Source organism: Actinosynnema pretiosum, assembly GCF_024171695.1.
In the GTDB taxonomy this organism is placed as follows: Bacteria; Actinomycetota; Actinomycetes; order Mycobacteriales; family Pseudonocardiaceae; genus Actinosynnema; species Actinosynnema pretiosum.
Genome location: NZ_JAMTCF010000022.1, coordinates 112,843 through 127,531 on the forward strand (window position 1 = coordinate 112,843; position 14,689 = coordinate 127,531).

Sequence of the window (14,689 nt, forward strand, 5' to 3'; positions counted from 1 at the left end):
GCGCCCCGCGCGCGGCAGGATCGTCCGGGCGGTCCGACCAGGGACCGGATCTGGATGGTGCGCGTGCTCAACCCGTTGGACCTGTCCCTGTTGACCGGACCGATCCCCGTCACGGCAACGGCCGCCGCCGTGCTCGCGCTCGCGCGCCTGGCGTTCCGGCGGGAGCGGACGTGGTGGACCAGGGCGCTGCCCATCGTGGTCGTCGCGTGCGCGGCGCTGGTGCTGGGCGCGGTCCACGCAATCGACCACGTGTGGCGGCCGTGGCCGGAACCGCTGCCGGGCGTCGTGGTGGCGTGGGTGGGCGCGGCCCTGCTCGCCGTGGGCTTGACGACAGCGCGGTGGCGCGCCTCGCGAGGGCGCGCGGTCGACGTGGCGCTGGTGCTGGTGGTGCTGCTGGGCGCGGGCCTGGGGGTGAACGGGCACTTCGGCTTCTACCCCACCACTCGCGCGGTCCTGGAGGTGCTCGTGAACGACCGGGTCGACCTGGCCGAGGCCGCCACGCCGACGACGAGCGTGCTGGAGGTCCCCGAGGGCGCCCGGCTCGCGGACGTCTGGCGCAGGCCCGAGAACCTGCCCGAGCGCGGCACGGTGTCCGAGGCGGTGATCCCCGGCGGGTTCGCGGCCAGGCCCGCGTGGATCTACCTGCCGCCCGCCTACGCCGCGTCCCCGCGCCCGAGGCTCCCGGTCGTGGTGCTGCTCGCGGGACAACCGGGCTCGCCGCGCGACTGGTTCGACGCGGGCAGGCTCACCGAGCACCTGGACGCGTTCGCGCGGGCGCACGACGGGCTGGCGCCGGTCGTGGTGGTGGCCGACCAGCTCGGCGCGCGGACGGCGAACCCGCTGTGCCTGGACTCGCGGCTGGGGCGGTCGGAGACGTACCTGGCGCGCGAGGTGCCCGCGTGGGTCAAGCAGCGGTTGACCGTGGACGAGCGGCGCGAGGCGTGGACGATCGCGGGCGCGTCCCAGGGCGGCACGTGCGCGCTCCAGCTCGCGGTGCGCGCGCCGGAGGTGTACGGGAGCTTCGTCGACCTCGCCGGGCAGCGCGAGCCCACGCTCGGCTCCCGCGCCGAGACGGTCGAGGCCGCGTTCGGCGGCGACGAGGCGGCGTTCACCCGCGTCAACCCGCTGGACGTCCTCGCACGGCAACGGTTCCCGGACACGGCGGGCGTGCTCGTCGTCGGCCGCGAGGACAGCGCTTACCGGCAGGCCAGCGCCGACGTGCTCGCGGCCTGCCGCGCGGCCGGGATGGACGTGCGGCGGGAGGAGCGGCCGGGCGGGCACGACTGGAACGTCTGGCGCTCCGGCCTGCGCGACTCGCTGCCGTGGCTGGCCGCGCGGACGGGACTGGTCCGGTGAGCGCGCGGCGGCTCCTCCGCTTCGTGCAGGCCGCTCCGGTGACGTGCGTCTTCCTGGTGGCGCTCTGGACGCTCGGGGCGCTGACCGGCGCGACGCACGGCCCGGACGAGAACCTCCTGGCCCGCTTCGGCTTCAGCACCACCAGTCCACTGTGGACCTCGGTCACCTCCGCGCTGTGGGCGGGCGACCTGACCGGGTACCTGGCGTCCACGGTGCTGCTGCTGGTGTTCGGCTCGCTGGCCGAGCGCGAGCTGGGCGGGCTGCGCACGGCCGGGATCTTCCTCGGCTCGCACGTGCTCGGCGTGCTGCTGACCAGGCAGCTGCTGCTGCTCGAACTGGGCGTGGAGTGGTCCTGGTTCGACTCGCTCACCGAGGAGTTCGCGGCCACCCCCTCGATCGGCGGCGTCGGTCTGGCGCTGGCGCTGACGTTCCGGATGCCCCGGCTGTGGCGTCGGCGGGTGCGGTTGTCCACGCTGGTGTCGGTGGCGGTGCTGGCCCTGTACTCCGGGTGGCTGGAGGACCTGCTGCGGGTGAGCGGGGCCTTGGCGGGGCTGCTGATCGGGGCGCTGTGCCTGCGGGAACGGGCCGCCGGGCAAGCGGCCCGCACGCGCGCGGAGACTCGGGTCCTCGTGGCGCTGCTGGTGGCCGCCTCCGCGCTGGGGCCGGTGGTGGCGCTGCTCTCGCCGTTCCCCCACGGACCGCTGTCCTGGTACTCCGACGTCGTGGCGCTCGCGCAGCCGACCCCGGACGAGGTCGTGGCGGCGTGCGCCTGGGACGGCGAGCAGGCCTGCCGGACGGCGCGCGTCCAGCTGTCGTACGGGCGGTTCCCCGCGCTGGTGATGTCGCTGCTGCCCGCGTTGCTGCTGCTGGTGCTCGCGGAGGGCTTGCGGCGCGGGCGGCGGTTCGCGTGGCGGGCGGCGCTGGTGTGCGAGTCGGCGCACGCGGCGATCATCGGCTGGCACGTGCTGGACGACGCGCGCGTCCCGGAGGTGGACCGGTTCGAGCTGGTCTTCTCCTACGGCGTCCCGGTTCTGGGGCCGGTGGCGGTCGTGCTGGTGCTGCTCGCGACCCGGACGTGCTTCACCGCGCGGCTGCCCGATCGCGCGGCGCGCGGGCTGCGGCGGGCGGTGCTGGGCAGCGGGATGGCGCTGTCGGCGCTGTACGTGCTGGGCGGTTTCCTGGTGCGCGAGCGGTTCACGCCGTCACCGGGGTTGGGCGGGCTGCTCGCGGACCTGCCGACGCGCTTCCTGCCGCCGGGGTACCTGTCGGGGCTGGTGGAGGCGCGGTTCACCCCGGACGGTTTTGTTGCCACGGCGCTGTTCGAGCACGTGGGCGTGGTGTTCTGGCTGGTCGTGCTGGCGGGGTCGCTGACGGCGTCCTGGCGGACGTGGCCGGTGGTGGACGAGTGGGACGGCGCGCACGCGCGGGAGCTGCTGCGCAGGCACGGCGGGTCGTCGCTGTCGCACCTGACGACGTGGAGCGGGAACCGGTACTGGTTCAGCCGGGACCGGCAGACGGTGATCGCCTACCGGGTGGTGGCGACGGTCGCGCTGACCGTGGGCGACCCGATCGGACCGGCGGGGGCGGGGGCGGTGCGCGACTTCGCGGCCTTCTGCCAGGACAACGGGTGGACGCCGTGCCTGTACAGCGTCGGCACGGGGACCAGGGACGCCGCGCGGGAGCTGGGCTGGTCCTCGGTGCAGGTGGCCGAGGACGCGGTGGTGGAGCTGGGTTCGCTGAGCTTCACCGGCAAGAAGTGGCAGGACGTGCGCACGGCGCTGAACAAGGCGGACCGGGCCGGGATCACCGCCGAGTGGTGCGAGTTCACCGACCTGCCGCCGGGGATCACCGACCAGATCCGGTCGATCTCGGCGCAGTGGTTGTCGGACAAGGGCTTGCCGGAGCTGGGCTTCACCCTGGGCGGCGTGGCGGAGCTGGCGGGCGAGGGCGTGCGCTGCCTGATCGCGGTCGACCAGGACCGCACCGTGCACGGCGTCACGAGCTGGCTGCCGGTGCGCGCCGCGAACGGCGAGGTCGTCGGCTGGACCCTGGACTTCACCCGCCGCCGCGCCCAGGGCTTCCGGGGGACCTCGGAGTTCCTGATCGCCTCGGCCGCGCTGCGGGCGCAGGAGGAGGGCGCGCGCTTCCTGAGCCTGTCCGGCGCCCCGCTGGCCCGCCTGGACCGGGGCGAGCGCCCACGCGCGTCCCAACGCCTGCTGGACCTGGCGGGCCGGGCCCTGGAACCGGTGTACGGCTTCCGCTCGCTGTTCGCGTTCAAGTCGAAGTTCCAACCGGTCTACCGCCCGCTGTTCATGACCTACCCGGACCCTGCGGCCCTGCCGACCATCGCGAACGCCGTCAGCCGCGCCTACCTGCCCCGGTTGAGCGGGCGGCAGGTGGTGCGGTTGGCGGTGGCGATGGTCAGGCGCGGGTGATCGGCGGGAGGCTTCCCGCAGGAGCGGTCGCAGTCGTGGCGGCTGCCGGCAGTGGGACGCCGCCGCGCGCGCCCGGCGGCCAGCGGCGGGGCCACTCGTCGACCTCCCCGGCCTCCCGCGTGCCAAGGGCCCGGAAGATCGCCGCCGCCGCGTTCCAGTGCGCGGCGGCGGTGGCCGGATCGCCCGCGCGCGCGTGGACCGCGCCCAGGTCGCGTCGGGTGCGGGCCTGCCACAGGCGGTGGTCCAGCTCGGTCCACGTCGTCAGGGCGCCGTCCAGCTCGCGCTGCGCCTCCGGCAGGCGGCCTGCCACCAGGTGGAGTTCGCCCAGCGTGCGCTGCACCAGCGCCGCGCCCAGGCGGTCGCCGTGCTCGGCGCAGACCCTTCGGGCGTGCAGCAGGGGTTCCAGGGCGCGTTCGGGGTGGCCGGTGCGGATCCAGACCTTCGCGAGGGCCTGCGTGGTGTACGAAGAGAGCAGTTGTTCGCCGGACGCCTTGGCCAGGCTGTGCGCCTGGTCGCTCCAGCGGGCCGCCTCGGTCAGGTCGCCGCGCGCCCGGTGCACCAAACCTATGCCCCGCACCGCGATCGCCTCCCCCGCGCGGTGCCCGAGGGCGCGGTAGTGCTCGACCGCCGCGCGCAGGTGGGTCATGGCCTGCTCGTCCAGGCCGCGCTCGCGGTAGGCGTAGCCGAGGCCGTAGTGGGCGTTGGCGCTGCCCTCCTGCAGGCCGAGGCGGTCGAACTCGGCCAGGTGCTCCGACAGGAGCGGGATGGATCTGCTGTGGTCGCCCAGTTCCCGGTAAACGGTGGCCAGGCCCGTGGCGGCCGAGGCCGCGCCCGCCGCGTCGCCCAGTTCCAGGAACAGCGTCCGCGCGCGGTCGAACAGGTCGGCGGACTCGGCGAAGCGGTCCTGCGCGTAGCGGAGCTGGGCGCGGCCGTAGCAGGTGCCCGCCAGCACGCCCCGCTCACCGGCCGTCGTCGCCGCCGCGGCCACCGCGTCGCGGACGCGCTCCCAGCCGGCGAAGTCGTTGGTCTTGGCGAACGAGGCGAACACCAGCGCGTCGGCCAGCGCCGCCGCCTGCCGCACCAGACCCCGTCGTGCGGCCACCTCCACCAGCACGACCAGCGTCGGCTCCTCGGCCGCCAGGTCGATGGCGACGCCCCGGCAGGCGGGCGGCTCCGGCAGCGGGGCGTCGCGCTCGTGGCGCACCAAATACGCGCGCCGCGTGTCGTGACCGCGCACCAGGTGCACGGCGGCGGCCAGCACGCGGTCCAGCATCGCGACGGACTCCTCGGGCGACTCCTCGACGTGCGCGCGTTCGGCGGCGTAGAGGCGCACCAGGTCGTGGACGCGGTAGCGGGGGTTGGTCCCGTCGCCCGCCGCCGCCTCCACCAGCCTGGCGTCGACCAGGTGCTCCAGGAGGTCGTCGGTGGTGCTGGCGTCGGCCCCCAGCGCGGCGGAGAGGAGCCACGGGGCCAGTTCGCCGACGTCCACCGCGCCCACGGCCCGCAGGGCGCGCCGGGCGTCGCCGGACAGGCCCTGGTAGCCGACGTCGATGCCGGTCCGCACGCGCAGGTCGTCCACGGCCAGCTCGTCCAGGCGCCTGCTGCGGTCGGCCATGCGGGTCACCAGCTTCGCCACCGGCCAGTGCGGGCGGGCGGCCAGGCGGGCGCCGACGATGCGCAGCGCCAGCGGCAGACCGGCGCACAGCGCGACCAGGCGGGCCGTCGCCTCGGGTTCGGCGGACAAGCGGTCGGGGCCCACCACGCGCTCCAGCAACCGGTGCGCGTCGCGGTCGTCCATCACCCGCAGCTCGACCCGCGACGCGCCCGGTAACGCGGTCAGCCAGGCGCGGGTGGAGACGAGCAGGGCGCACCCCGGACCGCTGGGCAGCAGGGGGCGCACCTGCTCGGCGCCCGCGGCGTCGTCGAGCACGACCAGGACCCGCCTGCCGTGCGTGATGGCCCGGTAGCGGGCCAGGTCGGCGTCGAAACCGGCGTCGACGCCGGTCGGGTCGAGCGCCCGCAGCGCGCGGCCCAGCACCTCCGCCGGGGACATGGGGGTGCCGAGCGCGCCGTTCAGGCTCAGGAACAGCGCGCCGTCGGGGTACTCGGCGCGGACCAGGTTGGCCAGGCGCACGGTGAACGCGGTCTTGCCCACCCCGGCCGGACCGGACACCACGACCACCGGGGAGCGGTGCCGCAAGCCGTCCCTCGCCTCGGCCAGCAGGTCCTCGCCGCCGGTGTGGTCGGGCAGGTCGGGCGGGAGCTGGAACACCGGGGCCACCGGGACCGGGCGGGGCGCGCGGTCGAGGCCGTCGCGCAGCAGGGTCTCGTGCAGGTGGCGCAGTTCGGGACCGGGTTCGACGCCCAGCTCGTCGGCGATGCGGGTGCGGGCCCGCGCGTACTGGTCCAGCGCCTCGGCGGACCGGCCGCCGCGCGCCAGCGCCCGCATGAGCACGCCCACCGGTCGCTCCATCAGCGGGTGGCGTTCGACCAGGTCCAGCAGCGGGCCGATCACCGCCTCCGGGGAGCCCGCCTCGACGTGCGCGCCCGCCCAGCCGACCAGCGCGTCGACGTGCAGGCGCTGCCACGTCTCGCGCGTGCGGACCGCCCACTCCCCGGCCAGGTCGGCCAGCGGGGTGCCCCGCCACAGGCGCAGCGCCCGGTCGAGCAGCTCGACGCGGTCGGCCACCGGCAGTTCGGCGCACTCCGCGCGCTTGACCAGGGTCCGGAACCGCAGGGCGTCGACGTGGTCCGGGGCGAGGTCGAGCAGGTAGCCGCCGGATCGGCGTGGCAGCGGGATCGTCGGGCCCAACGTCCGCCGCAGGCGGGTGATGTGCACGTAGAGCGCGTCGCGGGCGCGGGCGGGTGGGGTCTCGCCCCAGACGCGGCGCAGGAGGGTGTCCACGCCGACCGGCCTGCCCGCCTCCACCGCCAGCGCGGCCAGCACCGCCCGCTGGCGCGGCTGGACGGGTTCCACCTCGTGGTCGCGCTCCCACACGCCGACCGGACCCAGCAGCCTGACCTCCATCGCGCCCCCCGGCACCACTTCTGCGCAGCGGCGTCAAGGATTTCGCAAGACCCCGTGAATGTCCATGTCCGAGGGTCCCCGTCGTACCGGGGAGAAGCACCACGGGGGGAGAGCGAGTGCAGTTCAGACGCAAGATCATCACAGCGTTCAGCGCGCTTCTGCTGACCGCGACCACCGCGCTCGGCGGGGCCGTCGCCCACGCCGACCCGCGCGCGCAGGAGCAGGTCGGAGCGCCGCCGTCGGCCACGGCGCTGCCGGGTCTCGGGCCGCAGATCACCAGGGCCGAGGTCCTCGCCCGCGCACAGCGGTGGGTGGACCAGGAGGTGCTCTACAGCCAGGACCAGACCAAGGCGGTCGACGACGGCGATGGGCACAAGTACCGCCCGGACTGCTCCGGGTACGTGTCGATGGCCTGGCACCTGCCGAAGAAGACGGACGGCTGGGACCTCAACACCGGCGACTTCGCCACGTGGAGCGGGAAGACCTTCCTCGGCAGTTACGACGAGCTGAAACCGGGTGACGCGCTGCTCAGCAGCGGGCACATGGTCCTGTTCGACAAGTGGGCCGACGCCGGGCGCACCGAGATGTGGATCTACCAGGAGCGGACCTGGGGCGACGTGGCGCAGCACGTGAAGCGGTCGCGCTCCAGTTATGAGGCCGACGACTTCCGCGCGCTGCGGTACCTCAACATCGTGGACAGCACGCCGGTCGTGAACGGGGAGACGCAGGTCCGGGGCGACTTCACCGGGGACGGCAAGGACGACCTGGTGATGCTCTACGACTACCCCGGCGCCCGCAGCGTGGCGTTCGTCGCGCGGTCGACCGGAACGTCCTTCGACTGGCCCGCGTCGTGGTGGGACTCGGGGGCGGGCACGTGGGAGGCCGGGCGCAGCAAGCTGTCGGTCGGCGACGTGAACGGTGACGGCAAGGACGACCTCATCCTGCTCTACGACTACCCCGGCGCCCGGACCGTCGCGTTCGTGGCCCGGTCGACCGGGTCGTCCTTCGAGTGGCCGGTGTCGTGGTGGGACTCGGGGGCAGGAACGTGGGAGGCGGGGCGGAGCCGACCGGTGGTCGGTGACGTGACCGGGGACGGCAAGGCCGATCTGGTGATGCTCTACGACTACCCCAACGCCCGGACCGTGGCGTTCGTCGGGCGGTCCACCGGGACGTCCTTCGAGTGGCCCGCGTCGTGGTGGGACTCGGGCGCGGGCACGTGGGAAGCCGGGCGCACCAAGCTGTCGATCGGCGACACGACCGGCGACGGCAAAGCCGACCTGGTGATGCTCTACGACTACCCCAACGGCCGCACCGCCGCCTTCGTGGCCCGCTCGACCGGCACGTCCTTCGAGTGGCCCGCCTTCTGGTGGGACTCGGGCAACGGGACCTGGGAAGCGGGGCGCAGCAAGCTGTCGGTCGGCGACACGACCGGCGACGGCAAGGACGACGTGGTGATCCTCTACGACTACCCCGGCGGTCGCACCGCCGCCTTCGTGGCCCGCTCGACCGGCACGTCCTTCGACTGGCCCGCCTCCTGGTGGGACTCCGGGGCGGGCATGTGGGAGGCGGGGCGCACCAAGCTCGTCCTCGGCGACCACACCGGTGACGGCCTGGTCGACGCCACCCTGCTCTACGACTACCCCGGCGCGCGGACCACCGCGTTCGTCGCCCGCTCGACCGGCACGGCCCTGGTGTGGCCGCTGGCGTGGTGGGACTCGGGCGCGGGCGCGTGGGAGTGGGGGCGCTCGCGGGTCGCCTGACGCTCACCGCAGGGGGCGGATCGGCGCGTGCCGGTCCGCCCTTCCCGCGCGGTCGGGGCCGACGATCAGCGGGGATCGCCGAACCAGTGGCGGCACGCCGCTTCGAGGGTGTGGGCCTCGTCGTCGCGGCCTGCGGTCCAGCACGTGTAGCCGTCGGGGCGGATGAGCACCGGCTTGACCGTGGTCCCCTCCCCCGCGCGGTCCACGCGGTCCTTCCAGGGGGCGGCGACGTCGGCGAACCGGTCGGTCGGGTCGAGCAGCACGCCGCGTCCGGAGCGGAGCAGTTCGTGCGAGCGGACCGGGCCGAGGTCGTGGTCCGGGGCGGGGAGGCCGATCAGCGGGTCGGTGTCGGCGTTCGGCATCGGGTAGCGGATTCCCATGCCTGACAGGACGTCGTCCAAGTGGTGCTGCACCTCAGGCAGGCGCGTCAGGTCCGCGAACAGGTCCCTGGCGGCGATCAGGTCCGGGTCGGCCGCGCCCTGCTGGTCCATGAGCAGGCTCTGCGCCTGGACGTTGCGCAGCACGGCGGCGCCGACCGGGTGGCGTTCGGCGTGGTAGGTGTCGAGCAGGTGGTCAGGGGCCCGGCCGTGCACGGCGGCGGCCAGCTTCCAGCCCAGGTTGACCGCGTCGCCGATGCCGGTGTTCATGCCCTGCGCGCCGATCGGCAGGTGCACGTGGGCGGCGTCACCCGCCAGGAAGACGCGGCCGTGGCGGTAGTTCGCGGCCTGCCGGGCGGCGTTGGTGATGCGCCTGGCGTAGCGCAGGTCGAGCAGGCGGACGCGGTCGCCGAGGACGGCGCGCAGGCCGTCGCGGATCTCGTCCTCGGTGATGGGGTGCTCGCGCGGCAGGGAACGGCCTGGGCCGCCGAACGAGAGCCGGTGCAGCGGCCTTCCGCGCTCGTCCACGCCGAGCGGGAAGACCGAGACCCAGTTGCCGTCCTCGCCTCGGGTGTGGGTGCTCGTGGTGTCGTGGCCCTCCAAGCGGACGTCGGCGGCGACCACGGTGTGCGTGCCGGGACGGCCGGGGAAATCAGCGTTCAGCAGGGAGCGCACCGCGCTGTGGGCGCCATCGGCTGCGACCAGGTAGCGGCAGCGGACTGTGGCGCCGCCTGCGAAGGTGGCGGTGACCGACTCCGCGTCCTGGGTGAGCGCGGTCAGCTCGTGCTCGCGCTGGACGTGGACGTCGTGCTCGGCGAGGTGCCGCTCCAGGACTTTCTCGACCACCACCTGCGGGATCGAGCGCCACGGGTGGCGGTGCCTGGACCTGGTGAGCGGCAACGTGATGCCCGCGAAGTGGGCGGCGCCGGTCGGGTGGTCACCGGTGGCCAGCAGCGGTTCCAGCAGGCCGCGCTGGTCGAAGACCTCCAGCACGCGGGACTGCACGCCGCCCGCCTTGGACAGGGCGCTGCGCCGCGCCAGCTTGTCGACCAGCAGCACCGGCGCCCCGGCTAGCCTCAGCTCCCCTGCCAGCGCCATGCCGGTCGGGCCGGCTCCCACGACGAGCACGTCGACGTCCACGGGTTCTCCCTCGGTGGTGGATCAGGACGGGGGCAACGCTGCGCGTGCCGGACCGTTCAGGCCACAAAAGGGGGTGGGCGCGTCGGTATCCGACATCAACTAGGCTTCAGGCGGTGGAATTCGACGTCCTGGACCGGCAGCTCGCGCACGCCCTGCAGGTCGACGGCCGGGCCCCGTTCAGCGCGATCGCCGAGGTGCTCGGCGTCTCCGACCGCACCGTCGCGCGCCGGTACGCCCGGTTGCGCTCGGCCGGGGCGCTGCGGGTGGTCGGCGGGGTGGACCCGACCGCGCTGGGCGCGGTGATGTGGTTCCTGCGGATTCGCTGCGCGCCCGCCGCCGCGCTCCCGGTCGCCGAGGCGCTGGCCCGGCGCGCCGACACGTCCTGGGTGAGCATCGCCTCCGGTGGCGCGGAGATCACCTGCGCGGTGCGCGCCGAGAGCGCGGCCGACAGCGAGGCGCTGCTGCTGGCCAGGCTCCCCCGCACCCCGCGCGTGGAGGGGGTGAGCGCGCACTCGGTGCTGCACGCGTTCTACGGCGGCCCGGACAACCTGATCGCCAAGCTCGGGGCGCTGGACGAGGCTCAGGTCGAGCGGCTGCGGCCGGACCCGGTGCCGCACAGGCCGGGAACGGCGCGGTTGGACGACGGGGACCGCGCGCTGCTCGCCGCGCTCGCCGTCGACGGGCGGACCGGGTTCGAGCGGCTGGCCGCGCTGACCGGCTGGTCGCCGACCACGGTGCGGCGGCGGATGGGCGAGCTGCGCGAGCACGGGGTGCTGTACCTGGACGTCGACGTGAACGCCGCGCTGCTCGGGGGCGGCGCGCGGACGTTGCTGTGGCTCTCGGTCGCCCCCGCGCACCTGGAGGAGGCCGGGACGGCGCTGGCGCAGCACCCGGAGATCGCGTTCGCGGCGGCCACCACCGGGCCGACGAACCTCTGCGCGACGGCGGTGTGCGCGGACCAGCGCGCGCTGTACCGGTACCTGACGACGCGCATCGCCGCGCTGCCCGCCGTGACGCACGTCGAGACCGCGCCGGTGATCAAGACGCTCAAGCAGGCGGGCAGGCAGCTCTGACGCCGTGCCGCCGTCGGCAGGAGCGCTGACGACGACACGGCGGAAACCCTTGCGTCAGAACGAGTTGCCGAACGCGCTCGACAGGTACTCGCGCGCGTCGCGCAGCGCCCCGTCGATGATCCTGGCCGCCTGCCGCGCCTGCTCCGGCTCGTGCGCGGCCTGCACCTGGAGGCGGAAGCGGGAGGCGCCGGTCGGGGTCACCGGGAACTCCACCATGAACGCCAGCACGCCCCGGTCGAACAGCAGCCGGTTCACCGTCCTGGCCAGCTTCTCGTTGCCGATCAGGACCGGCACGATCGGGCTCGGCGAGCCCATGCACGTCAGGCCGCGCGCGGTCAGCTCGTCGCGCAGGGCGTGGATCGCGGCGAACAGGCGGCCCCGCAGGGCCTCGCCCTCGTCGGTCCGGACGATCTGCGCCGCCTTGAGCACCACCGCGGTCTGCATCGGGGACAGGGCGTTGGAGAAGAAGTGCGACCCGGCGAACATCTTGATGTACTGCTTGACCGCAGGGGACTTCGCGGCGACGAAACCACCGTTGGAGGCGAAGGTCTTGGAGAACGCGCCCATGACCAGGTCGACCTCGCCGAGCATCTCCTGCATCCCCAGCACGCCGGTGCCGCCGGGGCCCATCGAGCCCAGGTCGTGCGCCACGTCCACCAGCAGGATCGCGTCGTGCTCACGGCAGACCTGTTGCAGCGCAACGATATCCGGCCAGTCTGCGTCCACCGAGAACAGGCCGTCGGTGATGACCATGATGCCGTTGTGGGGGTCGGTGGCGCGGATGCGGGCCAGGTTGGCGCGCACGGACTCGACGTCCAGGTGCGCGTAGCGGGTGATGTTCCTCGTCGCCGCGCGCGCACCGGATTGCAGGCAGGAGTGGGCGAGGCGGTCGATGAGGATGTGGTCCTCCTGGCGCACCAGCCCGGTGACCGTGCCGAAGCCCGCCGACCAGCCGTTGGAGAACAGGGTCACGTGCTCCAGCCCCACCAGCTCGCCGAGGACGGCCTCCAGCTCGTCGGAGATGCGGGTGTTGCCCAGCACCATGGGCGACCCGGCGCTGTGCGGGCCGAAGTCGCGCATCGCCCTGACCGCCGCCTCGCGGATCTCCGGGTGGGCGTTGAACGACAGGTAGTCCTGGGAGTTGAAGTTGATGCCCTGCGCGGGTTTGCTCAGGTCGTTGGTGATCGTCGCGATCCCGCCGGGCGCGGCCTCCAGGACGCGGGAGTACTGCCAGGTCTCGGTGCGCCTGCGCGCCTCCACCCAGCCGTGGAACTCCTCGGTGCGGCGCAGCAGGTTCGCGCCGACGGGGCGGAAGAAGTCGTAGGCGTTCTTGTCGAGCGCGTAGTCCTCGTCGGGGTCGATCGCGGGCGCGGCGGTGGTCGCCGGTTCCCACATCGGCTCCAGGTCCGCGCGGACCGCCGGGTAGTCCTCGGCGAAGAAGCGGGCCGCCTCGTCGGCGGGGAGCGCGTCCAGCTCCTCCAGGTCCTCCCAGGGGATGTGGGAGGCCCAGTTGCGCATCATGTCCGACACCTCGCGCGCCGCCGCGGCGACCGTCTTGGCGGCGGTGGTCGGGTCGGCCTCGGCGGTGTCGGCGGCGGTGATGATCGCGGCGACGAGCTCGCCGTCCTCGCGCTGGTGCGCCACGGTCCCGGTCATCGGCTCGCCTCCGCTTCCACGCGCTGGAACGGGTTCCGCTGGTGCTCGCGGTAGGCGGCCTCGAAGTCGGTGAACGCCTCGTGGCCGCGCGAGGACTCCTTGGCGGTGTCGTTGAGCAGGAACACGTTGGAGGGGTCGAAGAACTCCGAGACCGGGGCGACGTCGACGTGGGTGGCGATGAAGCGGTCGATCTCGGTCTGGTTGCCGCGCAGGATCGCGAACAGCTGGAGCTCGTCGTGCCGCAGCGGTTTCATCTCCGCGAGCGTGCAGACGTAGTCGTAGTAGGCGGCGGCGGTCTGGCTGCGGCGCTTGGCCGCGTACCCGGCCATCGCGGTGTCCCGGTCGGTCTCGCCGCCCAGCCACCGGCCGACCGCCTCGGCCGCGAGCTCCGCGTCGCGCAGGGCGTGGGTGATGCCGAGCGCGGTGCACTGGTCCTTGAACGACTCGGCGTCGCCCACCAGCAGCCAGCCGGGACCGTGCAGCCGCCGCAGGAACGCGGCCTGGTCGAGCGTGCCGTAGAAGCGCTCCTCGCGCCGCGCTTGGGCGACCGTGGCCGCCGCCTGCTCGCTGATCAGCCCGAGCGCGCGGTGGAAGTTGCCCTCGACGTCGGCCCGGAACTGCGCGGCCCACTCGCTGGGCCCCCAGGTGAGCACCATGGTGCGGCCGTCGTTGGTGGAGGCCATCGCCATGCCGAGCCTGCCCCGGCGGTGGATCTGCGCCTCGGCGTCGGGGATGCCGCTGAAGTAGCTCCAGTAGGCGAAGGTGCAGCGCGGGCGCTCGTCGAACTTCTCCAGCCCGAGGGCGCGCGCGACGAACGAGTTGCGCCCGTCCGCGCCGATCACGACCTGCGCGCGCTCCTCCGAGCCGTCCCGGCCACGGATGCCGACGACGGTCCCGTCCTCGTCACGCAGCAGCTCGGTGACGGTGTACCCCTCGCGGAACTCGACGCCCGCGCTCACCGCGTTGTCGACCAGGAGCTTGTCCAGCACGTGCCTGCGGACCGAGAAGTACTCCTGGGTGATGCCGCTGTCGTCGTCGTGCAGCAGGCGGAACTGGTTGCGCAGCAGCTCCTCGGGCACGCTGCCGCGCAGGGCGATCCCGTCGTTGACGACGGTGACCGAGGTGTGGGCGGGCGTGACGGCCCGGACCTGGTCGAGGACGCCCAACCGGTTCAGGTAGGAGGCGCCGTGCGGCCAGACGAAGTGCGTGGACAGCACGTCGCTGGGGAACCGGGAGCGGTCGACGACCAGAACCCGCAGACCGCGCCTGGCCAGGTGCGTCCCGACCGCGGCTCCGGCACAGCGACCACCTATTACAATGGCGTTGTACATGCGGGCAACCCAACCGCAGGTGAAAAACCCTGTACAGGACCGAATGGCCGGTAGCTCCGCGTTTCCGAAGTGGCGGCGGAGAACTTCGAAAAACGCCGTCGAACTGGGGTTTTCCTGCGAGTTCGGATGTGAGGCGTGGTTGATTCCGGGCGAAAAGCGGCAGATTTCCGTTGAGGTATGCGCATTGACGTGGAAACCGTGTCTGCGGAACAGCGGATGATCACACCGGGGGACGGTCGGGCGGGGACGCGCAGGGGCCACATCTGGTCGACCTGAGCGGGTTGGTGCTGAGCAGCTCAGGTAGCGAATCGCCGGGGGGGTGGCCTCTTGCGGTTCCCCTCCGGGGAGGGACGGAGGTTTTCCGCGCGCGCCGCACCACCGGCGGGAGCCTGGAGGCGACCATTGGACACCCAGCTTTGGGAGCGCTCCCATCACTAATCGGGAGCGAGCTGGTGGGATTTCCCTTTGGCAGAGTGGAAACTTCCCCTCCTCGGCACCGCGACCACCGTCCAGGAAGGGCGTCAACGCCAGGA

Annotated in this window: 8 protein-coding genes; 4 read left to right on the forward strand and 4 right to left on the reverse strand. The window is 73.6% G+C overall.

Features of this window, described 5'->3' with window-relative positions; genetic code table 11:
• The first annotated feature begins 63 nt into the window (after positions 1-63).
• Together LV78_RS34345 and LV78_RS41880 are read left to right on the forward strand one after the other, a co-directional pair.
• Entirely contained in the window at positions 64-1,356 is a 1,293-nt protein-coding gene (locus LV78_RS34345) for an alpha/beta hydrolase (protein ID WP_253850157.1), read from the forward strand.
• Positions 1,353-3,791 (forward strand): phosphatidylglycerol lysyltransferase domain-containing protein, encoded by a 2,439-nt coding sequence (locus tag LV78_RS41880; RefSeq protein ID WP_253850158.1) that lies wholly within the window; start codon positions 1,353-1,355, stop codon positions 3,789-3,791. The genes LV78_RS34345 and LV78_RS41880 overlap by 4 nt, the downstream gene beginning before the upstream one ends.
• On the opposite strand, the gene LV78_RS34355 is transcribed toward LV78_RS41880, so the two are convergent.
• Entirely contained in the window at positions 3,778-6,819 is a 3,042-nt protein-coding gene (locus LV78_RS34355; RefSeq protein ID WP_253850159.1) for an AfsR/SARP family transcriptional regulator, read from the reverse strand. The genes LV78_RS41880 and LV78_RS34355 overlap by 14 nt on opposite strands.
• A 116-nt stretch (positions 6,820-6,935) precedes the next feature.
• Between LV78_RS34355 and LV78_RS34360 the strand changes: the two genes are divergently transcribed.
• Entirely contained in the window at positions 6,936-8,579 is a 1,644-nt protein-coding gene (locus tag LV78_RS34360; protein ID WP_253850160.1) for an FG-GAP repeat domain-containing protein, read from the forward strand.
• A gap of 65 nt (positions 8,580-8,644) precedes the next feature.
• On the opposite strand, the gene LV78_RS34365 is transcribed toward LV78_RS34360, so the two are convergent.
• Positions 8,645-10,096, reverse strand: a complete 1,452-nt coding sequence (locus LV78_RS34365; RefSeq protein WP_253850161.1) for an FAD-dependent monooxygenase — start codon at positions 10,094-10,096, stop codon at positions 8,645-8,647.
• Between the two features lie 113 nt (positions 10,097-10,209).
• On the opposite strand from LV78_RS34365, the gene LV78_RS34370 reads away from it, so the two are divergent.
• The gene (locus LV78_RS34370) at positions 10,210-11,169 is read left to right on the forward strand and encodes an Lrp/AsnC family transcriptional regulator (RefSeq protein WP_253850162.1); all 960 of its coding nucleotides are present in this window, start codon (positions 10,210-10,212) and stop codon (positions 11,167-11,169) included.
• A 54-nt stretch (positions 11,170-11,223) separates the two neighbouring features.
• Here LV78_RS34370 and LV78_RS34375 read toward each other — a convergent pair whose 3' ends face one another.
• Together LV78_RS34375 and LV78_RS34380 are read right to left on the reverse strand one after the other, a co-directional pair.
• The gene (locus LV78_RS34375) at positions 11,224-12,825 is read right to left on the reverse strand and encodes an aminotransferase class I/II-fold pyridoxal phosphate-dependent enzyme (RefSeq protein WP_253850163.1); all 1,602 of its coding nucleotides are present in this window, start codon (positions 12,823-12,825) and stop codon (positions 11,224-11,226) included.
• Entirely contained in the window at positions 12,822-14,156 is a 1,335-nt protein-coding gene (locus tag LV78_RS34380; RefSeq protein ID WP_253850164.1) for an NAD(P)/FAD-dependent oxidoreductase, read from the reverse strand. The genes LV78_RS34375 and LV78_RS34380 overlap by 4 nt, the downstream gene beginning before the upstream one ends.
• Positions 14,157-14,689: the final 533 nt, after the last annotated feature.

Excerpts from the sequence above, each read along its gene's own strand:
- LV78_RS34355 (WP_253850159.1), bottom strand. The coding sequence starts at position 6,819 with ATGGAGGTCAGGCTGCTGGGTCCGGTCGGCGTGTGGGAGCGCGACCAC.
- LV78_RS34375 (WP_253850163.1), bottom strand. The coding sequence starts at position 12,825 with ATGACCGGGACCGTGGCGCACCAGCGCGAGGACGGCGAGCTCGTCGCC.
- LV78_RS34380 (WP_253850164.1), bottom strand. The coding sequence starts at position 14,156 with ATGTACAACGCCATTGTAATAGGTGGTCGCTGTGCCGGAGCCGCGGTC.